The 24,206-nt window shown below is 44.6% G+C and carries 21 protein-coding genes and 1 riboswitch; of the genes, 10 read left to right on the top strand and 11 right to left on the bottom strand.

All coding sequences use genetic code 11. The features are described 5' to 3' along the window. The first annotated feature begins 91 nt into the window (after positions 1 to 91). From ACQRBJ_RS10290 to ligA, 4 genes are all read left to right on the top strand, one after another. Complete coding sequence (locus ACQRBJ_RS10290) at positions 92 to 2,164, top strand: cytochrome c biogenesis protein CcdA (protein ID WP_295346555.1); 2,073 nt, start codon at positions 92 to 94, stop codon at positions 2,162 to 2,164. Between the two features lie 66 nt (positions 2,165 to 2,230). After that, positions 2,231 to 3,568, top strand: coding sequence for a CobW family GTP-binding protein (locus tag ACQRBJ_RS10285; RefSeq protein ID WP_445303573.1), 1,338 nt, complete (start codon positions 2,231 to 2,233; stop codon positions 3,566 to 3,568). A gap of 181 nt (positions 3,569 to 3,749) precedes the next feature. Next, positions 3,750 to 4,271, top strand: a complete 522-nt coding sequence (locus ACQRBJ_RS10280) for a GNAT family N-acetyltransferase (protein ID WP_153125955.1) — start codon at positions 3,750 to 3,752, stop codon at positions 4,269 to 4,271. Continuing rightward, on the top strand, positions 4,271 to 6,274 hold the full coding sequence (gene ligA / locus ACQRBJ_RS10275) for an NAD-dependent DNA ligase LigA (RefSeq protein ID WP_445303548.1): 2,004 nt from the start codon (positions 4,271 to 4,273) through the stop codon (positions 6,272 to 6,274). The genes ACQRBJ_RS10280 and ligA overlap by 1 nt, the downstream gene beginning before the upstream one ends. Positions 6,275 to 6,424: 150 nt before the next feature. On the opposite strand, the gene ACQRBJ_RS10270 is transcribed toward ligA, so the two are convergent. The 6 genes from ACQRBJ_RS10270 to ACQRBJ_RS10245 all read right to left on the bottom strand — a co-directional run bounded on the left by ACQRBJ_RS10270 (position 6,425) and on the right by ACQRBJ_RS10245 (position 12,496). Continuing rightward, positions 6,425 to 7,819: an HU family DNA-binding protein gene (locus tag ACQRBJ_RS10270; RefSeq protein WP_445303547.1), complete on the bottom strand. Its 1,395-nt coding sequence runs from the start codon at positions 7,817 to 7,819 to the stop codon at positions 6,425 to 6,427. Next, on the bottom strand, positions 7,816 to 8,106 hold the full coding sequence (locus ACQRBJ_RS10265) for an HU family DNA-binding protein (protein ID WP_217760689.1): 291 nt from the start codon (positions 8,104 to 8,106) through the stop codon (positions 7,816 to 7,818). Before ACQRBJ_RS10265 ends, ACQRBJ_RS10270 begins: the two co-directional genes overlap by 4 nt. 10 nt (positions 8,107 to 8,116) lie before the next feature. Next, on the bottom strand, positions 8,117 to 9,418 hold the full coding sequence (gene rimO / locus ACQRBJ_RS10260; RefSeq protein WP_294970754.1) for a 30S ribosomal protein S12 methylthiotransferase RimO: 1,302 nt from the start codon (positions 9,416 to 9,418) through the stop codon (positions 8,117 to 8,119). A 14-nt stretch (positions 9,419 to 9,432) separates the two neighbouring features. After that, positions 9,433 to 10,386, bottom strand: coding sequence for a signal recognition particle-docking protein FtsY (gene ftsY / locus ACQRBJ_RS10255; protein WP_295346561.1), 954 nt, complete (start codon positions 10,384 to 10,386; stop codon positions 9,433 to 9,435). A gap of 82 nt (positions 10,387 to 10,468) precedes the next feature. Continuing rightward, positions 10,469 to 11,686, bottom strand: a complete 1,218-nt coding sequence (locus tag ACQRBJ_RS10250) for an L-serine ammonia-lyase (RefSeq protein ID WP_294970756.1) — start codon at positions 11,684 to 11,686, stop codon at positions 10,469 to 10,471. Between the two features lie 33 nt (positions 11,687 to 11,719). Further along, positions 11,720 to 12,496, bottom strand: a complete 777-nt coding sequence (locus tag ACQRBJ_RS10245) for a peptidylprolyl isomerase (protein ID WP_295346563.1) — start codon at positions 12,494 to 12,496, stop codon at positions 11,720 to 11,722. Positions 12,497 to 12,716: 220 nt separating this feature from the next. Between ACQRBJ_RS10245 and ACQRBJ_RS10240 the strand changes: the two genes are divergently transcribed. Continuing rightward, positions 12,717 to 13,637: a hypothetical protein gene (locus ACQRBJ_RS10240; protein WP_445303546.1), complete on the top strand. Its 921-nt coding sequence runs from the start codon at positions 12,717 to 12,719 to the stop codon at positions 13,635 to 13,637. A gap of 96 nt (positions 13,638 to 13,733) precedes the next feature. On the opposite strand, the gene ACQRBJ_RS10235 is transcribed toward ACQRBJ_RS10240, so the two are convergent. From ACQRBJ_RS10235 to ACQRBJ_RS10220, 4 genes are all read right to left on the bottom strand, one after another. Continuing rightward, positions 13,734 to 14,846, bottom strand: coding sequence for a UDP-N-acetyl glucosamine 2-epimerase (locus tag ACQRBJ_RS10235; RefSeq protein WP_445303545.1), 1,113 nt, complete (start codon positions 14,844 to 14,846; stop codon positions 13,734 to 13,736). A 30-nt stretch (positions 14,847 to 14,876) separates the two neighbouring features. Next, positions 14,877 to 15,827 carry an SPFH domain-containing protein gene (locus ACQRBJ_RS10230; RefSeq protein WP_294970765.1) on the bottom strand — a complete coding sequence of 317 codons (951 nt, stop codon included), beginning with the start codon at positions 15,825 to 15,827 and terminating at the stop codon, positions 14,877 to 14,879. 70 nt (positions 15,828 to 15,897) lie between these two features. After that, on the bottom strand, positions 15,898 to 16,350 hold the full coding sequence (locus tag ACQRBJ_RS10225; protein WP_294970767.1) for an NfeD family protein: 453 nt from the start codon (positions 16,348 to 16,350) through the stop codon (positions 15,898 to 15,900). A 22-nt stretch (positions 16,351 to 16,372) separates the two neighbouring features. Continuing rightward, complete coding sequence (locus ACQRBJ_RS10220; RefSeq protein WP_294970770.1) at positions 16,373 to 17,251, bottom strand: M48 family metallopeptidase; 879 nt, start codon at positions 17,249 to 17,251, stop codon at positions 16,373 to 16,375. 198 nt (positions 17,252 to 17,449) lie between these two features. Continuing rightward, positions 17,450 to 17,545, top strand: a riboswitch (TPP riboswitch). Between the two features lie 188 nt (positions 17,546 to 17,733). On the opposite strand from ACQRBJ_RS10220, the gene thiS reads away from it, so the two are divergent. The 5 genes from thiS (at position 17,734) to thiH (ending at position 22,946) form a co-directional block, all read left to right on the top strand. Continuing rightward, on the top strand, positions 17,734 to 17,931 hold the full coding sequence (gene thiS, locus ACQRBJ_RS10215) for a sulfur carrier protein ThiS (protein WP_445303544.1): 198 nt from the start codon (positions 17,734 to 17,736) through the stop codon (positions 17,929 to 17,931). Between the two features lie 39 nt (positions 17,932 to 17,970). Next, the gene (locus ACQRBJ_RS10210; RefSeq protein WP_445303543.1) at positions 17,971 to 18,621 is read left to right on the top strand and encodes a thiamine phosphate synthase; all 651 of its coding nucleotides are present in this window, start codon (positions 17,971 to 17,973) and stop codon (positions 18,619 to 18,621) included. Positions 18,622 to 19,138: 517 nt separating this feature from the next. Continuing rightward, positions 19,139 to 19,912: a thiazole synthase gene (locus ACQRBJ_RS10205; RefSeq protein WP_297210899.1), complete on the top strand. Its 774-nt coding sequence runs from the start codon at positions 19,139 to 19,141 to the stop codon at positions 19,910 to 19,912. A 195-nt stretch (positions 19,913 to 20,107) separates the two neighbouring features. Next, positions 20,108 to 21,802: a phosphomethylpyrimidine synthase ThiC gene (thiC, locus tag ACQRBJ_RS10200; protein WP_287594985.1), complete on the top strand. Its 1,695-nt coding sequence runs from the start codon at positions 20,108 to 20,110 to the stop codon at positions 21,800 to 21,802. 4 nt (positions 21,803 to 21,806) lie between these two features. Next, a complete protein-coding gene (thiH, locus tag ACQRBJ_RS10195; RefSeq protein WP_119248892.1) occupies positions 21,807 to 22,946 on the top strand; it encodes a 2-iminoacetate synthase ThiH in 1,140 nt (379 codons plus the stop codon). A gap of 74 nt (positions 22,947 to 23,020) precedes the next feature. On the opposite strand, the gene ACQRBJ_RS10190 is transcribed toward thiH, so the two are convergent. After that, positions 23,021 to 24,206: WG repeat-containing protein (locus tag ACQRBJ_RS10190; protein ID WP_445303542.1), on the bottom strand; the 1,186-nt coding region annotated here is incomplete at its 5' end.

Raw genomic sequence — 24,206 nt, 5'->3', positions numbered from 1 at the left:
AACAAAAAGACCTATACCCGAATCAAAATTATAGGCGTATTTATAAGTATTAATTCGTAACTTTGCATTCAAAATTAATACAAATATAGAAATGAAAAAAATTTTTGCAGTTTTACAATTACTCCTAGTAGTAATGTTGGCGCAGGCGCAGATGGTGAACCCAGTCAAGTTCTCTACTTCGCTCAAGACCAATGGTACCGCAATAGCGGAAATCGTATTTAATGGTAAAATCCAATCGGGATGGCATGTCTATTCTACAGGATTGGGAGCAGACGGACCTATCTCAGCTACTTTCAATGTCAACAAGATGGATGGTGTAGAGTTGGTTGGCAAACTTCAAGCTCGTGGTAACGAGATTAGTAAGTTTGACCCACTCTTCGAGATGAAGCTACGTTATTTTGAAGGCAGCGTTACCTTCGTTCAGAAAGTGAAGTTTGTCAAGCCAAACTACCATATCGATGCATACGTTGAATACGGTGCGTGCAGCGACCAGAATTGCCTTCCTCCTAGCGAGGCAAGTTTCAAGAAGAGTGGAAAATCTCCAGCAGTAGATGGCAAGGCTGAGACTGACAGTAAGGACGCAGCCAAGGCTAACGGTCCTGAAGTCATTGATGCCGTCAAGGCCAACACCGACTCTTCTTCACTTCAGGGAGTAGCTGAAAAGATGGACAGTACAGCCAATATCGATGCTGCATTATCTGTAGATAGTGATGACGCAAAGGCCTGGTGGGCTCCAGTAGTAAAAGAGCTTCAGAATTTCGGTGGCAATAACGACATTGCAAACCACTCACTCTTCTATATCTTTATCATTGGCTTTGTAGGCGGACTTCTAGCACTTGTCATGCCATGTATCTGGCCTATCATCCCTATGACTGTAAGCTTCTTCCTCAAACGAGCTAAGAACGATAAGAAAAAGGGTATTCGCGATGCTTGTACATACGGATTGAGCATTGTTGTCATCTATTTGGTTCTCGGTCTTGCCGTTACAGCCATTGCAGGTCCTAGCACCTTGAATGCACTCAGCACCAGTGCTGTGTTCAATATCATCCTCTTCCTGCTCTTGGCAGTTTTCGCCTTCTCATTCTTCGGATGGTTTGAAATCAAATTGCCAGACAGTTGGGGAAATGCCGTAGACAGCAAGGCTTCCAGCACTACAGGTATGATCAGCATTTTCCTGATGGCTTTCACACTCGTGCTCGTAAGTTTCTCTTGTACCGCTCCTATCATCGGATTGCTTTTAGTACAGACTGTTACTTCTGGCGATTGGCTGGCTCCTACCATCGGTATGTTTGGTTTTGCCCTTGCTTTGGCACTTCCATTTACCCTCTTCGCCTTGTTCCCATCATGGTTGAAGTCTGCTCCTAAGTCAGGTTCATGGATGGAAACTGTAAAGATTGTACTGGGCTTTATCGAGTTGGCATTCTCATTGAAGTTCCTTTCTGTTGCAGATTTGGCATACGGCTGGCACATTCTTGACCGTGAGGTATTCCTCTCTCTCTGGATTGTCATCTTCGGTCTCTTGGGGCTCTATCTCATCGGCAAGTTGAAATTCCAGGTTGATGCCATTGGTGGCGACATCCAGAAGCCTATGCCTGTACCTTGCATCATGCTCGGTCTCTGCTCTTTGGCTTTCTCTGTATATATGATTCCTGGACTTTGGGGTGCACCTTGCAAGGCTGTCAGCGCTTTCGCTCCACCTATCAATACACAGGATTTCAATCTCAATACCAAGACTGTAGAACCTGCTTACAAGGACTACGAAACCGGTATGGCAGCAGCTAAGGCAGCAGGTAAGCCAGTACTCATAGACTTCACAGGTTTTGGCTGCGTAAACTGCCGTAAAATGGAAGCATCAGTATGGACAGATCCTACTGTAGCAGACATTTTGACAAAGGATTACGTCCTCATCTCTCTTTATGTAGATGACAAGACTCCGTTGCCTCAGCCAATGGAAGTAGAATTCAATGGCGAGAAGCGTACACTCCGCACCATCGGAGACAAGTGGAGCTATCTGCAGGCAAGTAAATTTGGTGCCAATGCCCAGCCTTTCTACGTACCAGTAGACAACGATGGCAAGCCTTTGAATGCAGCATTCAGCTTCAAGGAGGACGTCAGTGCCTATCTCGATTTCCTGCACAAGGGACTTGAGAATTACAGAAAATAATCTGGAATTATAGATTACCAGCAAATAATCTATATATATATATATTGAATTTAATTGATTACAATGATGAACAACAAGGAAGTTCCGGTACTCCTACTCACAGGTTACCTTGGCAGTGGTAAGACCACACTGCTAAACAAAATTTTGGCAAATAAGAAAGGTATCAAATTCGCAGTTATTGTGAATGACATTGGGGAGGTCAACATTGATGCAGCACTCATAGAGAAAGGTGGCGTAGTGGGTCAGAAAGATGACTCGCTCGTTTCATTGCAGAACGGTTGCATCTGCTGCACGCTCAAAATGGACTTGGTTGAACAGTTGAAGGAAATCGTAGACATGAAGCGCTTTGACTATATTGTAATCGAAGCTAGCGGCATCTGCGAGCCAGCTCCTATTGCCCAGACCATCTGCTCTATCCCATCATTGGGACCTCAGTATATCAAGAATGGTATCTTGCGTCTCGACAGCATTGTAACCGTCGTAGATGCTCTCCGTATGAAGGATGAGTTTGCAAACGGTTCTGATTTGATGAAGTCAAATCTTGACGAGGAAGATCTTGCATCGCTTGTTATCCAGCAGATAGAGTTCTGTAATATCATCCTCTTGAACAAGGCTGCAGAGGTAGAGCCTAAGGAGCTGGAACATCTCAAGCAGATTATCCGTGCCATACAGCCTAAGGCAGAGATCTTTGAATGCAACTATGGTGATATTGATCTCGATTTAATCGTGAATACCCATAAGTTTGATTGGGAGACTGTAGCTACATCTGCTGGTTGGATTCAGGAGATAGAGGCTGAAAGAAATGGCGAGGAAGATGAACATGAGGAACATGAACATCATCACGAACATGAGGAACATGAACATCATCATCACGATGATGAACATGAACATCATCACGAACATGAGGAACATGAACATCATCATCACGATGATGAACATGAGCACCATCATCACGATGACCATGACCACGATCATGACCATTGCCACCACCACGATCACGACCATGACCATGAAGGTGGTGAGGTAGAAGAATACGGAATCGGAACCTTTGTATATTATAGACGTAAGGCATTCGATCTAGCTCTCTTTGATGAATTCGTAGCCAGAAAATGGCCTCGTGACGTAGTACGTGCCAAGGGTATCTGCTATTTTGCTGACGAACCTGACATGTGCTATGTATTCGAACAGGCAGGACAGCAGAAAACTGTAAAGCAGGCAGGACAATGGCTCGCAACGATGCCAGCTGACCAATTAGCTGAGCTTCGCAGAAACAACCCTCAACTGGAGAAGGAATGGGATGACAAGTATGGTGACCGAATGATAAAAATCGTATTTATCGGCCAGCACATCAAAGAGCAGAAGGATGCCATCATCAAGGAGCTCGATAAATGTTTGAGCTTGTAGCAACATGCTAGGGCATCTTATGAAGACTATAGTTTCAGAATTTGAAGCTATAATAGCCTCAAAATAGAGAAAAAAGGAGAAAAATCGACACATTGGTTTAGTTTTTTCTCCTTTTTCGCTTTTATTTCGTTTTTTTTTGTTAAATTTGCAGCGGATTTAATATAATAAAGGAAAAGATAATATGAAGACTGACTTCAGACCTGCATACAAAAAAGATTTTGAAGCTTGCTGGAATGTCATAGATCAGGCAAGAAAACTCATGATTGCTTCTGGAAGACACCAGTGGACTAACGATTATCCGTCTGTTAAAGACATTCAAAACGACATAGACAATGGTAATGCTTTTGTCATCACGGTTGATGATCAAGTAGCTGTCTATGGTGCCGTCATGCTGAACGGAGAACCACAATATGACTTTCTTAAAGGAGAATGGCTAACGAATGGAGATTACTATGTAATTCATCGTTTCGCTACTTTGCCGATGTTCCAGAGAGAAGGATTGGCTCGAATCTTTATCGATAAGGTTAACAGCCTTTGCGAAGTAGAAAAAGTACCAAGTATCAAGGTTGATACCAATCACGACAACTTACCTATGATAAATCTTCTCTCTTCAATGGGATTCTGCATCTGCGGACAAGTAAACTACGGAACGAGAGGTATGAGATTTGCATTTGAAAAAACGACTATGGAAATTGAAAAATAATGAACGATAAAATATCACTTATGAGAAGCTTGGTTGAACGACTCAATCAAGCTTCTCTTGCTTATTATAATGGTGAAGGCGAACGGATGACCGACTACGAGTGGGACGCCATGTTCGACCAACTGAAAAAACTGGAAGAGGAAACTGGTGAAATACTACCCAACTCCCCTACCAATAAAGTTTCTGAAGACCAGATTGCCGGTCAGAAAGAAGAGCATGAATTTTCAGCACTATCCCTTGCAAAGACAAAAAAGGTGAGCGATCTCGTCAAGTGGGCTGAAGACCGCCCGATATGGATTTCCTGGAAGCTGGACGGTCTGACTTTGGTGGTAACTTACGATAACGGTAGTCTCAGCAAGGTGGTAACACGTGGTAATGGACATATCGGCACCAACATCACCCACCTGGCTCCAGCTATCAGTGGTATTCCAGCAACAATCAAGGAGAAGGGTCATCTTGTTGTACGTGGTGAGGCAGTCATCTCCTATGCCGATTTCGAACAGTTCATCATTGAGAGTGAAGGCGACTATGCCAATCCTAGAAACCTGGCATCAGGCTCCCTCTCACTGAAAGATGTAGAAGTGGTTAAGCAGCGCCATATACAATGGATTCCATTTACACTGGTATATACCGAACATGAAATCACATCGTGGGGAAAACGTATGCAGTTACTGGAAGACCTGGGACTACATCCTGTGGAACGACAGTTGATAGAGCATCCTACGGAAGACCACATCCTACAGGAAATTGATGTCTTTACCAAAAAGGTAACCAACAAGAAAAATCCATTTCCTGTCGATGGTCTGGTTATCTGCTACGATGATACCGTGTATGGTGCCACAGGTTCTGTTACGGGCCATCATGCAACCAGAGCTGGCTTTGCCTTTAAATGGCAAGACGAACATGCAGATACAGAATTAGACCATATCGAATGGTCGTGTGCTGCAAATACCATCACGCCTGTTGCCGTTTTCAAGCCAGTAGAGTTGGAAGGAACCACTGTGCAACGTGCATCTCTCTGCAATGTAAGCGAATGTGAACGCTTGGGTATCGGTGGTAAGGGAACGAAATTGCAGGTGATTAAAGCAAATAAGATTATTCCTAAAGTGATTCATGTCACTGAAGCTATAGGAACTTTCGAAATACCAGAGTTCTGTCCGGTTTGCCATGCTGAAGCCAAAGTACAGGAAAGCGAGAGCGGTACAAAAACCCTACATTGTACAAACCCACATTGTGCAGCCAAGCAACTGAAGAAATTTGCCAGATTCGTCAGCAAAGAAGGTCTCAATATCGAAGGTATTTCTGAGCAGACTATCTGGAAATTCGTAAATGAAGGATTAATTAGCGAATATGCTGATTTCTATAAACTCAGAGAACCAGAAAAAGTCTTTAAAATTTCTAACTTTGAAGGCTTTGGCAAGAAAAGCGTCAGCAATTTACTGAACAGTGTAGAAAAAAGCCGTCATACCGATGGGCGTCATCTTCTCTATGCGCTCAACATTCCCCTTTGCGGTGGCGATGTTGCCAAGAAATTGATAGAACGCTACCCGTTAGAGGAATTGATAGATATAGCCCAAAACAGCACCAGCTTGTTTGGTGATGACTTTGCTGACATTGATGGCATTGGACCGGAAAAAAGTGCTAAGTTCATCAACTGGTTCCATGATGCAGACAATAGAGCTCATGTAGCGCACCTCCTTCCACATCTCGTCATCGAGAAGCAGGAGCCTATAGAAAAAGGTACGAAGTGTGATGGTTTGACATTCGTAGTTACGGGAGATGTACATCATTATAAAAATCGCAATGAACTGAAAGCGTACATCGAGAGCCAAGGTGGTAAAGTGACTGGCAGTGTGAGCAAGAGCACCCATTATCTCATCAACAATGATGCAGAATCACAAAGTTCAAAGAATAAGAAAGCGCATGAATTGAATATTCCTATCATAACCGAAGAGCAATTCATTGCACAATTTGGAGAAGAACAAGAAAAGAGCATCTCGTGAAAACGGGTATTCCCTTATTGTTATCAAGACGCCCTGTAAGGACAAAAGCATGAAAATGAAAGCCTTTGCCTTTACAGGGCGTATTATTTCTTCGGATAGTGAATCATACAACTTTCACTCATCCCCCTTCAGCTGGTATAAACACAAATGTTATTTTGCCTTCTTCTTTTTCAATTCCAACTTTGGAATCTTGACCTTCTGTCCACTCTTAATAGTAGAGGTACCATTAAGAGCCTCAATATAACATTCCATACCAGGACCTAAATATCGCTTGCTGAGTGTAGCCATTGTCTGATGCTCGCCAACAGTTACTACCTGGTCTACACCTACGATACGATAGGCACCAGTACGAACCCTTGGGTTACTATCATATTTATCTGACACTACCTTTGCATGTTCAGCTGCCTTATCCCGCTTTTTATCTGTTGCAGACTTCTTTTTAAGTTCTGCAGACTTTTCATCAGCTTTCAAGTTCTTTACAGAGATTTCTTTATCTACAGCAGCCGATTTTAATGAATCGGCTCTTTCTGCAGCCTTAATGGCATCATTTGCCTTTGCCATACGCAAACTGTCCTGTCTTGCTTTTTCCTGAAGAAGTTGCTCTTGACTCTTCACATTAGCAGGCTTCGCTACGACATTCTTATCCGTCTTATATTGCGCCAATTGCAATTCAAGATGATCACGTTGAGCTGCCATCTGCCCGTAATTGAAGGCAAACCATCCCAAGCCTCCTATTAATAATAATAAGGTGAAGCTTGCAATAATCACCACATATTTTGGAATGATGAAATGACGACGACGTATCTCAACTTCATCATCGGCCCCAATTTCAGCATCAGTCTCAGCCTCAATTTCTGCATTAGAATTTTCCTCCCTGCTATCTGCCTGAATATCATCTGATACAGATGAAGGAATCTCCTCCGTTGGCACTTCCTGAGAAACAGTTGTCTGCGGTTCAATCGTCGAGTCTTCACCAATCACCACCACACTACTATCTTCAGATGGATTTTCAGGAACATCCAGAAAATCTATAACTCCACTAGTAGTAGGTTCTGAAGAGGAAACAGCTTCAGCCTGTGTAGTTTCTTCTGAAACAACGTCCGGTAAAGGAGTTTCCGTAGGTTCAACAACCTCTATTATAGGCTTAGGTTTCTCAAGAGATTCCTCTTGCTCCTCATCCTCTAAACTATCCTCATATTTCTTATCTATTGACTCGAAATCAACACCGTCGTTCACAATCACAGTCTCAAACTGAGCAAAAGGCCTATTGACAATTTCCTTGAGAATATTATCAGGAGTAAAGGAAAGCTTATCACGTCCCTCTATAACGATACGCTCACCCGTATTCACATCTACACTCTCACGTTCCTTCACGGAAGTAACCTTGAAAGTACCTAGCCAGCGCATCTTGACTATCTTATCAGCAGCAAGCCCCTGATGACAGACATCAAACATTTTACGAATAAAAAGTTCTGCCTCAATTTGGCTCAGCCCACTCTTCTCGGCCAATTTATCAGCCAATCCATTCAGACTATTCTTACTCATACAGCATCCCCTCCATTTTTAAGTTTCTCCTTGACAGCAGCTACCGGACGAAATCCTAATACGAGCTTCGGTGGCACCAACTGGCGCTTTTTGGTAGTAGGATTAACCACCACACGCTCCATACGCTTCTTTACCTCAAACGTACCAAAATTGGGGATAGCGACAACCTCGCCATCCTCAAACTCAGTTATCATAGCATCGATAACCTTACGTACCAACTTCTGAGTGTCATCTTGTGAATAACCAGTTTGCTGAGCCAACTCAGCGACAAATTCCTTATTATTCATAAGCCATTTATTATTTCACCACTTCACCATAGAGATCAAACTCTTCGCTTGCAGTAATCTTAACATTATAGAAACAACCCACACGCAGGCGCTTCTCCGTAGCACGAATCAATACTTCTGGATCTACTTCCGGCGAACAGAATTCTGTACGACCTATATAATAATCACCTTCCTTACGGTCGATGATAACCTTTAAGACCTTGCCTACCTTTTCTGCCTCTATATCAGCACTGATGTCCTGCTGAAGAATCATCAGTTCATCAAGCCGGCGCTGCTTCACATCTGCAGGCACATCATCCTCATAGTGAGTAGCACTATAGGTTCCCTCTTCTTCAGAATAAGCAAAGGCTCCCATACGCTCAAAACGCTGCTCACGTACAAAATCCATCAATTCGTCAAAGTCTTCCTTAGTCTCACCAGGGAAACCAACCATCAGTGTAGTACGGATATGAATTCCTGGCACACGCTCACGGATAGCCTTCAAGAGATCTATTGTCTCCTGCTTGGACACATGACGGTGCATACGGGAAAGCATGTGATCACTGATATGCTGCAACGCTATATCAAGATACTTGCAGACATTTGGTTTCTCGCGCATCACATCGAGCAGATCCATAGGGAACTGATTAGGATAAGCATAATGCAATCTAATCCATTTCACGCCTGGAATATCAGCCATTTCGCTGATAAGCTCTGTGATATGATGCTTGCCATCAAGGTCAACACCATAATAGGTTAATTCCTGAGCAATAATCTGAAATTCCTTAACTCCTTCTGCCACTAACTCCCTAACCTCATTCAAAATCTCCTCCTTAGGGCGAGAAACATGTTTTCCTGTAATGATTGGGATGGCACAATAGGCACAATGACGGTTACAGCCCTCTGCTATCTTGACATAAGCATAATGACGAGGAGTAGTAAGATGACGGTGTCCATCGCAGGAAGGAACGTCAGCCTTACCTAATTCGTGAAGTAACTGCTTATAATTGAATTTGCCGTAAAACTTATCAACCTCAGGCATTTCAGCTTCCAATTCCTTCTGATAACGCTGTGAAAGACAACCCATTACATAAAGTTTCTTCAGTTTTCCTTCTTCCTTAGCCTGGATAAACTCCAGAATGGTATCAATACTCTCTTGCTTGGCATCTTCTATAAAACCGCAGGTATTGATAACGGCTATTTCCCCCTGAGGACGCTTTGGGTCATGAGTACAATGATAACCGTTGGCCTCAAACTGCTTCATGAGCAATTCGCTGTCAACCAGGTTCTTCGAACAACCCAAAGTTATAATATCTATCTGATTTTTCTTCATCTATTTTTTCACTACTATTTCTTAAAAAGAGAGTCAACGAACTCACGCTTATTGAAAAGCTGGAGATCTTCCATACCCTCACCAAGTCCAATGTACTTAACAGGTACCTTCAACTGATCAGAGATACCGATAACAACACCACCCTTTGCTGTACCATCCAGCTTGGTGATGGCAAGCGAAGTGATATTGGTAACAGCCGAAAATTGCTTAGCCTGTTCAAAGGCATTCTGACCAGTACTGCCATCAAGAACCAGCATTACCTCATCAGGTGCATCAGGAAGCACCTTCTTCATCACTTCCTTAATCTTCTTCAACTCGTTCATCAGGTTCACCTTATTATGAAGACGACCGGCTGTATCAATCAGAACTACGTCAGCACCGTTAGCCTTAGCACTCTGCAGAGCATCAAAAGCCACACTGGCAGGGTCACTGCCCATCTGCTGTTTTACAACAGGCACCCCGACACGTTCGCCCCATATACAGATTTGCTCTACAGCAGCTGCGCGGAATGTATCGGCAGCACCGAGATAAACCTTCTTGCCAGCCTTCTTAAACTGGTAAGCCAATTTGCCAATGGTGGTAGTCTTACCTACACCATTCACGCCAACCACGAGAATAACGTATGGTTTATGGTCGCTAGGCAAATCCCAATCATCATTATCATCAGAATGATTCTCAGACAAGAGATTGGCGATTTCTTCACGCAAGATCTGATTGAGCTCTGAAGTTGAAACATATTTATCACGTGCTACACGCTCTTCGATGCGACGAATGATTTTCACGGTAGTCTCTACACCTACATCAGAAGTGATGAGAACTTCCTCCAAATCATCAAGCACATCGTCATCTACGGTCGACTTACCAGCCACCGCACGAGCTAATTTTCCGAAAACACTCTCTTTGGTTTTTTCCAAACCCTTATCGAGAGTTTCTTTTTTCTTATTACTGAAAAATCCGAATAATCCCATTATTTATTTTTTATAGCTATAATTTTCTGCAAAGATACGAAAAAAAATGTATACATCTGCCATTTGAGGCGAAACTTTTCAATTAATTTTTATTTATATTGAAACCTTTAGCCAGTCCTCCCTCACTCGTTTCCTTATAAAGAGAAGGCAAATCATGTCCTGTCTGGCGCATCACCTCCACCACTCTATCAAATGAAACACTATGATGACCATCAGAGAAGGAAGCATAGAGATCTGCATCCAAAGCACGGGCTGCCGCAAAGGCATTACGCTCAATACAAGGAATCTGAACCAAGCCACAAACAGGATCGCAGGTCATGCCCAAGTGATGTTCCAAACCCATCTCGGCAGCATATTCTACCTGTGCAGGACTTCCACCAAAGAGCTGACAGGCTGCAGCCGAAGCCATTGCACAAGCCACACCTACTTCACCCTGGCAACCAACATCTGCACCACTGATAGAAGCATTATGCTTCACGATATTACCCACCAATCCGGCAGTAGCCAAAGCACGAAGGATGCGCTGTTCACTCATATCATGAGCCGTGTGCATATGATAAAGCACAGCAGGCAACACACCACAAGCACCGCAAGTTGGAGCTGTCACGATGGTACCACCAGAAGCGTTTTCTTCACTTACAGCCAAAGCATAGGAATAAACCAATCCTCTGCTCTGCAAAGAGGCACGATAGCCCCTTGCCTTGATAAAATAAGTAGCAGCCTTGCGCTGAAGCTTGAGAGGACCAGGCAATACGCCTTCATGATCCAATCCATTACGGATGGACTGTTTCATTGTTTGCCAGACAGTACCGAGGAAATCCCAAATATCACTACCCTCACACTTTTCTACATACTCCCAGAATGATCGGCCGTTATCATAACACCATTGCTGAATCTCGTGCATGGTATTCAAATCATATATATCTTTAGCCCCCAACTCATCATGGCCATCTGTGCCATCAGAAAGAGCACCACCACCAATACTGTAAACCGTCCACTCTTCAATAATATCACCATTCAGATCTTTACCCACAAACTTCATCCCGTTTGGGTGGAAAGGCAGGAAGGTCTGTGGCTCCCAAATGATGTGAACTAACTTATGCGGCCTGAAGACCTCCTCAATAGCAACATCAGTCATGTGCCCCTTACCAGTAGCCGCAAGACTTCCATAGAGGGTAACTTCGTAAGTAGAGGCATTTGCACAACGTTCCATAAACAGCTTTGCTGCACGCTGAGGTCCCATGGTATGACTACTGGATGGTCCCTTACCAATTCTGTACAATTCCTTTAAAGATTTCATCGTAATAATGTTTTTTTCAGTTATTTATAGATTTTATTTCACTTGAATAGCCTTGAGGATTACTACATCCTCTAAAGGTCGGTCATTATTTTCTTTGTTAGTGGCTACATTCTGAATTTTGTCTACCACTTCCAAACCTTCCAGCACCTCTCCAAAGACGGTATAGCCGTTATCGAGATGTGGAACTCCTCCATGCTTCATATATCCTTGCTGAATCTGCTCAGAAGGAATGGCATAGTTCTTACCCTCGTTCTTCATTTTGTTGACGGTATACTCCATTTGGCGTGGAGAGAAATTGCGACCCCAAGTGATATAAAAATCAGTAGAAGCCGAAGCCTTGGTTGGGTTTTCATCATCTCCTTCACGGGCAGCACAAAGCTGACCGCGTTTGTGATAGTATTTAGGATAAATGATTTCTGCTGGCACGGTATAATCAACATCAAACTTTTCAACCTTTCCTGGAGTCACCTTTCGGGTAGAATAGTCACCTCCCTGTATCATAAAGTTCTTGATAACACGCTGAAAGATGCAGCCATTGTAAAATCCGGAATTCACAAGTTTCAGAAAGTTATCTCTATGCTTCGGTGTATCATTATATAACGCCACAAGAATATTGCCCATATTGGTTTCGATCATCACCTGATGACAGGTTGGATCATGAGGAGTTTCCCAAGGCAAGAGTTGCATGGTACTATCCAGAGCTGCCTTGTCCATCAAATTTCCTTTTGAACCCATATTTGCATTTTGAGCATGAACGGCTGTTGCAGTCATCATGAACAAAATAGTGAATAAAGAGAATACTTTTTTCATTTTTTCTTCAATTTTTACCCTTATTTATGTTATCGAGTGCAAAGATAACGATTTTATTCTAAAAAGATGAGTGTTTCTCAAACTTTCTTTATAACTTTGCGTCTGAAATACAACTTTACGTCTTATTTCTTGCTTTTCAGTAGAATTACATGACGGTCGTGGCATTCTGAATCTGGGATTTCAGGAATCTGAGTAAAGAATTTATAAAAAACAATATACAATGAATAAGAAAAGACTATATATCCTCTTCATGTCGGCCTGTCTGATGATGACCCATGCATACGCCCAACAAATCAGTTTCGGGCCTTTGCATAGTCTTGACAGTCCTCGTGAAGATTGGATTTTGCCAGGCGATACCATTCTACAGGATGGCAAAAAGATGATTTATAGCGGAAAGCCTATGCAGAACTCCTATGTTCCGTTACGACATATCAATGAATCCGCATCTAATGGACTTGCTCCAACGGCAGTATACAGTTCTGCACAAGATAGCCTTCAGACAAGTCTTTGCCTTTCCAATCCTACCCCAACCGATTACGGATATGGATGGGGAAATTACGGTTGGGGACTTCATAAAGGACTCAATATGTCGGTTGATCTTTCTGCCTTTGCCACCTTCGGCAAACATGCGCCTCATCGTGGCGGGTTTACCCAGACGATAGATGCCACCTATCTTACACCACTCAGTAAGGACGAAAAGTTATGGATGGCATTGGGTGTTTATCTTACAAATACCAATTATGGTGGCGACAGTTATCATGACGGTGGTCTCTATGGCATTCTAGGATATAAAATCAACAAGAATTGGGAGGCTTACGTATATGGTCAGCTGAGCGTTGCCAATAATTACAACTCAATCTATGGCAGATATGCCGGTTACGGTCCATACGGATATGGTGCCTACGGTTACGGTCCTTATGGTTTTGGAATGCATCCAGGTTATTGGAGCCACGGCATTATGCCAGGAGGTTATGGAATGGGAGTACCGGGAGCCAACGTGTTAGGCGGTGGCATCAGATACACCAATGACAAGAAAACATTCTCCATCGGTCTGAATGTAGAAGGTATCTGGTATGACAATAAAACTCCTTCTTATTTCAAGAAATACGATTATCCTACGCAAAATAATACAGCAAAATAAAAAAAGCGCCCTGAAAAAGCAAGAGCATTTCACATCAATGCTTCTGCCTTTTCAGGGCGCTTTACCATGCTATATGAATCCCCTTTCTTCAAAGGATTATTCAGCAAGAATCTGAACGATGCGTTCTGCAGATCTTCCATCCCATCTGTCAGGAATACCTGCCTTTTTCCATTCACCATTCAATATTTTTTCCATCGCATTCTGCAATTTTTCAGGGTCCTCTGCCACCAGTTCATTGGTACCTACAGTCACAGTCTCCATGTGCTCGGTATAACTGTTGAGCGTAACACAAGGCACGCCATTGAAGGTTGCCTCTTCAGCCACATTCCCGGAATCTGTAATGACGCCCATCGCATGAGCGGTAAGATATAAGAACTCGAGATAACCCTGTGGTTGTACCACCATAATGCCCGACTGATGATCGGCAACATCCTGATAAGCCTTGAATGCCAGAACGAAACCCAATGCCTTACCACGCAATGGAGCCACGACCTTGATGCCAGCCTTCCGAGCCACGGAATCAATAACTGTGATAAGACTCTTCATCTCATCAATGTTATTGACTATCGCCTTGCGGTTCAAGGTCAGCACCATATACTTGCCTTCTTCCAGATGCATCTCATCCATCACCGCAGGACGCTGCATACGCTGCTGCAGGAATCGGATATTATCGATAAGCACATTACCTACCATATACACCTTGGAAAGCTCAGCTCCCTCTTTATTGGCAATACTGTTATTGGAAATACCTGCGGTAAAGAGAATGTCAGAAAGCCCGTCAATCACAAGACGATTGATTTCCTTTGGCATCGTAATATCAAAACTGCGGGTTCCTGCAGCAATATGAGCCAACTGCACGCCCTGCTTCTTGGTTACGATAGCAACAGCCATGGTAGAAGCCAGGTCATCAACAACGATAACGACATCCGTAGGATGATCCTGAAGATAACGCTCGAATTGCGCCATTACCATACCCGTCAGTTCATTCATATTCTCGCAATCCACCTCAAGGAAAACGTCAGGACTCTGAATATCCAAGTCAGAAAAGAGTGAAGATTCCAGTGTTGGATCGTCCTTTCTTCCTGTATAAACCAATTGATATTCTACATCAACGCCCGACTTCTGGGCATTGCGAATGGCTCTGATAACTGGTGCTACCTTAATAAAATTAGGTCTGGCACCAGCTACAATACATATTTTCTTACTCATTTTTTATAATAAAGTACCGTTTATTAAAAATCAACCTTTAAACAAATCTTTGATACCACCAATAGATCCCATCAGATTAGTAGCCTCATAAGGCAGGTAAACCACCTTATTATCCTTACCCTGAGCCACTTCCTGCATCATGGCAATATACTTCTGGGCAAGGAGATAGTTGGCAGGATTTGTACTCTGTCCCACAGCTTCTGTAATCTTCTGAATGGCAATAGCCTCTGCCTCTGCCTTGCGGATACGGGCTGTTGCCTCACCTTCAGCTCTGAGGATAGCCTGCTGTTTGGCTGCCTCTGCCTTGTTGACGATGGCAGCCTTCTCACCCTCAGAAAGCAGACGCTGCTTCTCTTTCTCACCTTCAGAGGTAAGGATGGTAGCACGTTTGTTACGTTCTGCCTGCATCTGCTTCTCCATTGCCTGCAATACACTTTCCGGTGGAGTAATATCCTGCAACTCTACACGGTTCACCTTGATACCCCACTTATTAGTAGCATCATCCAGTACCGCACGAAGTTTAGTATTGATGGTATCACGAGAGGTCAGGGTCTGGTCCAATTCCATCTCACCTATGATATTACGAAGAGTAGTCTGAGTCAACTTCTCGATAGCATTTGGCAAATTGTTGATTTCATATACACTCTTGAAAGGGTCTACAATCTGGAAATACAGCAAGGCATTAATCTGCATCTGGATATTATCCTTGGTAATCACATTCTGTCGGTCGAAATCATATACCTGTTCACGGAGATCAATGCTGTTGGTATAAGTATATCTTCCATTTCTCATAGCCACGATGTCCTTGGCATGATCGATAAAAGGAATGATGATATTGATACCTGGCTTCAAGGTGGCGTAATAACGTCCCAGACGCTCAATGATTTTCGTTTCACTCTGAGGAATGATAACGATGGTTTTCTTAACCACGACAAGTGCGAGCAATACGAGAGCCGCAAGTACATAAATTCCTATGCTCATGATGTTTATGATATTAAGTGAATAATGATTATTTCTACCTTTATAATTAATTCTTCCCAGGAAACAAGAATTAAACTTTTTCTACTTTCAGAATGATAGACTCATGTCCCAGCACCCTTACTCGCTGACCCACCTGCAAGTCTTCAGTACTATCAGGAGCCTGTGCCTTCCAGTCATCGCCATCAAGTTTCACGCGTCCGAAACCGCCAGCCACGATGGTCTCACTCACTTCACCAATCTGTCCTGCCAAAGCATCATAATTGCTCTTTCTGTTATCTGCCCCATGTCTTATTGCCTTTACAAGATGTGGTCTAATCAAGAGAATGCTCAATACCGAGCAAACGGCCCATACCACTACTTGAACCCAGAAGGGAGCATCCATCACAGCCACAGGAATACTGACCAAAGCACCGATGGCAAAGCACGTAACATAGAAGTCACCCGAAGACAACTCCAGGATAAGGCAGATGAACATGATAACTGTCCAGAACAGCCAAAGATTTTGTGAGATATAATCCATCATAGTTGTTAATATTTAGTGAATACTACTTTCTTCTTTTAGTTGTTTTCTTGGTTGACACCTTCGTAGTCTTCACTGTCTTGGAGGTAGAAGTAGCCGGCTTGTAATACTTCAAAGCCTCTGGCATTTCCTTCTGAAGAGCAGCAATACGCTTGGCGTCCGAAGGATGATCACTGAAGATATCACTCTGGTTGGCGCTCTTACCTTGCGACATACGCTGCCAGAATGGAATTGCCTGCCGAGGGTCGTAACCTGCCATGGCAGCAAAGATAAGTCCCATGTAATCAGCCTCAGTCTCGTTGTCACGGGAATATTTCAAGTTGCGGAAAGAGAAATACTGTCCGGCTACGGCACTAGCCACATCGCCAACGCCATTACCTACAGCCTGATTCAACACACTACCCACAATGGCTGTACCTACCTGCTGGTTCTGCTGCTTACTCAACTGCTCGGCACTATGCTTAGCCACGGCATGAGCAATTTCATGACCTAACACAATAGCCAGACAAGTCTCATTCTGAGTATAAGGTAACAAACCTTCGAAAACAACGATCTTGCCGCCAGGCATACAAAATGCATTGACGTTTTTATCTTGTACGAGATTAAACTCCCATGCATAATTCTTCACATCATTGGCAAAGCCATTATTCTTCAGGTAAGTTTCTACAGCATTAGCCAACTTTTTACCAACACGCTGCACCATGGCAGTATTGGCAGCGTTTGTCGACTTTTTAGCCGATGCCATATATTTGGTGTATTCCTGATTAGACAAGCTCAAGACCTGCTCATCGGATACAGAGATACGATGAGTTCTACCAGTAAGAGGCACCTGCTGAGTGGTACCACAAGATGACAGCGCAAGAATTGTGACTGCTGTCAAAGCCATCATTTTAATACTTTTCATTTTTACCTATAACATTTTAAAATATTTACACTGCAAATTTAATATATCTTACCGAAACCACCAAATAATTCAACAAAAAACTAAACAAAAATTCTCATTTATTTCAAAAGGTATGACCTTTTATCCTTCTACCGTTAATATTACCTAAAAATCAACCACCTTTTTTGCTCTTTTCCAAGAATATCATTACTTTTGCGAACGATTATCACGGGGTGCTGAAAATTCGGCTGAGATTATACCCATTGAACCTGACACAGATAATGCTGTCGCAGGGATTCGATATAAGCTTATCATGATAGAGCCCCTATTCTGTGCAACTTCTGCTAGGATTAGGGGCTTTATTCATACCGGACTTTCTCAAGAACAGTTCTCCGTGTTGATTACATATTATTATAGGAGTAAACAACGATGATTATCATTGATGGCAAAAGAAAAACATCTTTCTTTTCCCATGATGAATATCATCATAAAAACGAACTGTTATGAAAGTAACTATCAACAACAAAGAGACAGAAACTCAGGCAAAGAACGTAAAGGAACTTGCCCAGGAACTCGACCTTCCTGCTACAGGTTGCGCTGTAGCCATCAGTAACGAAATGGTGCCACGTGATGAATGGGAAAACCATCTCATCCAGGAGGGCACAGACATCGTGATTGTCAAGGCATTCTGCGGAGGATAATCTATAGTTAATAGTTTATACAGAAAAGTTTATAGGACTATGGCAAAAATACCTCTAGACAGTTTTCAACTGCAGTTCATCTCTCACCAGAATGAGAAGATGACTTACCTGGATGGCATCCACGAGGCGATAACAGGACTCTGCAGATGGGTTCAGCTCCGCATGAAGGATGCCTCTGACAATGAGGTGCGCCCCATCGCCTACAAGGTGAAGGAATGGTGCAAGATCATGAATGTTACCTTCATCATCGACGACCGTGTGGAACTGGTGAAAGAGGTGGGTGCCGATGGCGTGCATCTGGGCAAGAACGATATGCCGATTGCCGAGGCCCGCAAGATTCTAGGCGACGACTTCATCATCGGCGGAACGGCAAACACCTTCGAGGATGTGAAGGCTCACTATGAGGCTGGAGCCGATTATGTCGGTTGCGGTCCGTTCCGCTTCACCACCACCAAGGAGAAGCTCTCGCCTATACTCGGTCTTGAAGGATATCACGAGATCATCCAGAAGATGAAGGCAGAAAATATCGATATCCCTATCGTTGCCATCGGTGGCATCACCAGGGAGGATATTCCCGACATCATGAAGACGGGAGTTAACGGCATCGCACTCAGCGGCTGCATCCTCAATGCCAAGGACCCGGCATCAGAAACCCATGATATCATGGAAATGATGGAGGAATTCAGATAAGTAACGCTAGGCATCCAAAAAAATAAAGCCCGCTAGGCGTCCAGAAAAAATAAAGCCCGCTAGGCGTCCAGAAAAAATAAAGCCCGCTAGGCGTCCCGCCGGATTTGAAATCCGGCGTAAAAAAAAGGTCCCAACCTATTTAAGATCTGCGGATTTGAAATCCGCAGCAAACTAGGTTGATAAGGGGATTACAAATCCCCAGGTTTAAGTGGTCGAACATTTTTTAATGACGGATTGCAAATCCGTCGGAACGCCTGGCGGATAAAGTGATGCCGTCCCGCCGGATTTGAAATCCGGCGTAAAAAAAGGTCCCAACCTATTTAAGATCTGCGGATTTGAAATCCGCAGCAAACTAGGTTGATAAGGGGATTACAAATCCCCAGGTTTAAGTGGTCGAACATTTTTTAATGACGGATTGCAAATCCGTCGGAACGCCTGGCGGATGAAGGACCGTCGGAACGCCTGGCGGATAAAGGGATTCAAATAGCAAACATTTAAAAATAACAATACAAAAAAAATGGAAAAATTAGTAATTGCAGGACGAGAGTTCAACTCCCGCCTCTTCCTCGGAACAGGAAAGTTCAACAACAACCAGCTCATGGCTGAAGCCATCAAGGCTTCTGAAACAGAAATGGTGACCGTTGCCATGAAGCGTATCGAACTCGAAGACAAGCAGGACGACCTGCTCTCTCATATCGTGCAGAACCCAAATATCCAGCTCCTTCCTAACACCAGTGGCGTGCGCAACGCTGAGGAAGCTGTATTCGCAGCACAGATGGCTCGCGAGGCTTTCGGAACCAACTGGCTCAAGCTCGAAATCCACCCAGACCCTCGCTATCTTCTTCCAGACTCTATCGAGACTCTGAAGGCTACCGAGAAACTGGTAAAACTCGGTTTCGTGGTATTGCCATATTGCCAGGCAGACCCAACCCTCTGCAAGCACCTCGAAGAGGCTGGTGCTGCTACCGTGATGCCACTCGCTGCACCTATCGGTACCAATAAGGGATTGAGAATGAAGGACTTCCTGCAGATCATCATCGAACAGGCTACTGTTCCAGTAGTAGTAGATGCAGGTATCGGTGCGCCTAGCCACGCAGCTGAAGCCATGGAGATGGGTGCCAGCGCTTGCTTGGTCAACACAGCCATCGCCGTTGCCGGTGACCCTGTAGAGATGGCCAAGGCATTCAAGGAGGCAGTCATCTGCGGTCGCCGTGCTTACGAGGCAGGTCTCGGAGCCATCAGCGATTGTGCCGAGGCAAGTTCTCCTCTCACCGCATTCCTCAACGAATAATTATAATATAATAATATATATATGATAATATAAAGGCATGAAGGATGAAGGCAAAGAAGCAGAATGTTCTTTTTACCTTTTTACCCTTTTACCGTTTTACCTTTAATATAATAAAAGGCATGAAGGATGAAGGCAAAGAAGCAGAATGTTCTTTTTACCTTTTTACCCTTTTACCTTTTTACCTTTAAAAAAATTATGCCAAACGATAAGAAAGCTTACGCCCAGAGAGAAAAGGCGTATATGCAGGGAAAACTTTTCCCACAGATCAAGGTTGGAATGACCAAGGTAAACCTCACTCCTACTGTTGTGAAGGATGAGCGCGGCATTCCACATACAGAGCCAAACGCTCCGGTTTACATCTACGATACCAGCGGTCCTTACAGCGACCCTAACTATCAGGTAGATTTGAAGAAGGGCTTGCCAAGAATGCGCGAGCAGTGGATTCTCGACCGCAACGATACCGAGCAGCTCAAGGAGGTTACCAGCGAGTATGGCAAGCAGCGCCTTGCTGACCATAGCCTCGACCATCTCCGCTTCGAGCACATCCAGTTGCCTCGCCGTGCACAGGCTGGCAAGCACATCACCCAGATGGCTTATGCCAAGGCTGGCATCATCACTCCAGAGATGGAGTACGTGGCTATCCGCGAGAACATGAACTGCCAGGAGTTGGGCATCGATACCCATATCACCCCTGAGTATGTTCGTGATGAGATTGCACGCGGACGTGCCGTTCTTCCAGCCAACATCAATCACCCGGAGAGCGAACCGATGATCATCGGCCGCAACTTCCTCGTGAAGATCAATACCAACATCGGTAACTCTGCCACTACTTCCAGCATCGAGGAAGAGGTGGATAAGGCTGTATGGTCCTGCAAGTGGGGAGGCGATACTTTAATGGACCTCTCTACCGGCGACAACATCCACGAAACCCGTGAATGGATTGTGCGCAACTGTCCTGTACCAGTAGGAACCGTGCCTATCTACCAGGCTTTGGAGAAGGTAAACGGCAAGGTAGAGGACCTGAACTGGGAAGTATTCCGTGATACCCTCATCGAGCAGTGTGAGCAGGGTGTTGACTATTTCACCATCCATGCCGGCATCCGTCGCCACAACGTGCATCTTGCTGATAGCCGTCTTTGCGGCATCGTGAGCCGTGGCGGTAGTATCATGAGCAAGTGGTGTCTCTATCACGACCAGGAGAGCTTCCTCTATGAGCACTTCGACGACATCTGCGACATCGTGGCACAGTACGACGTAGCCCTTTCTTTGGGCGATGGTCTGCGCCCTGGCTGTATTGCCGATGCCAACGATGCTGCCCAGTTTGCCGAGTTGGATACCATGGGCGAACTCGTTACCCGTGCCTGGGACAAGAACGTGCAGGCATTCATCGAGGGTCCTGGTCACGTGCCATTGCAGAAGATCAAGGAGAACATGGAGCGCCAGCTCGACCACTGTCACGAGGCACCATTCTACACCCTCGGCCCATTGGTTACCGATATCGCTCCAGGTTACGACCACATCACTTCAGCCATCGGTGGCGCCCAGATTGCATGGCTCGGCACCGCTATGCTCTGCTATGTAACACCAAAGGAGCACCTCGCCTTGCCTAACAAGGAAGATGTGCGCACAGGTGTGGTAACCTATAAGATTGCCGCTCATGCAGCCGATTTGGCTAAGGGTCATCCAGGTGCAACCATCCGCGACAACGCCCTCTCCAAGGCACGTTTCGAGTTCCGCTGGAGAGACCAGTTCCACCTCTCTCTCGACCCAGAGCTTGCCTTGAAGTATTTCGAGGAGGCTGGTCATACCGAGGGTGAATACTGCACCATGTGTGGTCCAAACTTCTGCGCAGCCAAGTTGACACACGATTTGAGAAAGTTTAAAAAGTAAGAAAATGTTTTCAGACGAATTAAAGAATATCAGTTGGGAGGAGACCACGGAGCGCATTGCTCGAATGACCGATAACGATGTGCGCCGTGCCCTTGCCAAGGACCATTGCGATGTGAACGACTTCATGGCGCTGATTTCACCGGCAGCCGAACCATACCTGGAGGTGATGGCGCGTCTTTCCCGCAAATATACCGAGGAACGCTTCGGCAAGACCATGTCGATGTTCATTCCTCTCTACATCACCAATTCATGCTCCAACTCCTGCGTGTATTGCGGTTTCCATCGTGAGAATCCGATGGCTCGTACCATCCTCACCCCAGAGCAGATTGAGAACGAGTACAAGGCTATCAAGCAGTTGGCTCCATTCGAGAACATCCTTCTCGTTACGGGCGAGAACCCAGCCAAGGCTGGCACCCCTTATCTTGCCAAGGCAATCGACATCGCCAAGAAGTATTTCTCTAACGTGAAGATTGAGGTGATGCCGCTCTCTACTGAGGATTACAAGACCCTCGCCGACCATGGTATGAACGGCGTCATCTGTTTCCAGGAAACCTACAACCACGAGCACTACAAGCTCTACCACCCACGTGGCATGAAGAGCAAGTTTGAGTGGCGCTGCGATGGTTTCGACCGCATGGGTATGGCAGGCGTTCACTCCATCGGTATGGGTGTGCTCATCGGACTGGAGAAGGAGTGGCGTACGGATGTAGTGATGATGGCTCATCACCTTCGCTACCTGCAGAAGCATTACTGGAAGACCAAGTACAGCGTAAACTTCCCTCGTATGCGCCCTGCACAGAACGAAGGTTTCCAGCCAAACTGCTTCATGACCGATAAGCAGTTGGCCCAGGCAACTTTCGCCATGCGTATCTTCGACCACGATGTAGATATCTCCTACTCTACCCGTGAGCCAGCCTACATCCGTGACAACATGGCAACACTGGGTGTCACCACCATGTCGGCAGAATCAAAGGTAAATCCTGGTGGTTACCATACCTATCCTCAGGCATTGGAGCAGTTCACCGTAAGCGATGAGCGTACCGCCAAGGTAATCAATGCGAGATTGAAGGAATTGGGCAGAGAACCAGTTTGGAAGGATTGGGATGCCTCATTCGATTTGTTCGGAAATATCGCAAACGGATAAAGAAGATGTAATTAAACAGAATAAAAAAAAGAGTGTGCCATGAATTTATGACACACTCTTTTTTGTTAATATTCTCAGGCTTTCAGATGGATGGTCTGTGTTTTCCCCGTGATATCAGTTACCACGGCGATCCCTCCATCACGAATCTCGACCTTCTCATATTTGGCATCAACTATCACCTTGCCTTTTAAGGTCATAATACCCCAATATCTTGGAATCTCTTCAAAGGCACAATAGGCACCAACAGGTTGCGCTATGCTGCGATAAAGGGGTGGCACGACAACTCTGCCATCCACTTTTATGCCCCATTTCTTTCCAGCCTGATATAATTCCACATGTCCTGCTACAGACTTTTCATGCAAAAGAATCATCTCGCTTGCTTCCTTTTTCTTCTCCTGTAACATCATCTCATCATAGTATTTCTTGCCAAGGCGAGGCATTACAATATGAAGATCTTCATTTTCATTCTTTGGGTTATTGCATCCAATATAGGTCTTCTTCAAATATGAATCCACCAGGTAGTAGTCCTGCTTGCTGTCCATAACCACGATACAACCACAACGAAGAGTGGCACACATCCAATACACATGTTCATAATCACCACGCAAGAAACATACTCGATTACTATCTATAGTAGCCTTCATCATCAAGCCATTGCCTCCTTCATAATAGTACCATTCCTGGCAACCACTATCTACTAAATAATTATAACGATATATCAGGTAATCCCCAAAATTGAACAGGTCATATTTGGAAGGGCAATATGGCCAAGAGAAATGTTCGTAGGTGCGAGACATATAAACATCTCCATATTTGATGAACTCCCAACCTTCTAGCGTAACCACCTTTGGAACATCGTAAACATTGGGACCATCGTCAATAATAGCTCCAGACAACAGGTCATAATAGCAGACCTCCTTTCTGCGATGTCGGTAGAACAGGATGTTGCCATCCAACAGCTTCATGTCACGGTAATCGCCTGGCTCCAAGACTTGTTCTCCCTGCCGGTTCACTACCGTCATCTTCCCATCAGGAAGCTTGATGATGCCAAACTCCCCTTTGCTATCTACAAACTCACGATACTGTATCGTTTGGAGCAACTCCTCATGGCTCATCACCATCATCATTTCTGAGTCTGGATGAATCAGAATATCGTCTTGCTTCTCGTTCATCAGGAAAAACTCTCTATCCTTCGGAGTCTCCTTTCTCTTGCCAACTTTCAGCTTTCCCTCGAACATAGCATTCCAGTTCCATACTTGC

The sequence above is a fragment of the Prevotella sp. SGI.167 genome (assembly GCF_050313615.1).
In the GTDB taxonomy this organism is placed as follows: Bacteria; Bacteroidota; Bacteroidia; order Bacteroidales; family Bacteroidaceae; genus Prevotella.
The sequence above is the reverse complement of the archived record's forward strand: the minus strand, read 5'-3'. Positions and strand labels throughout refer to the sequence as shown.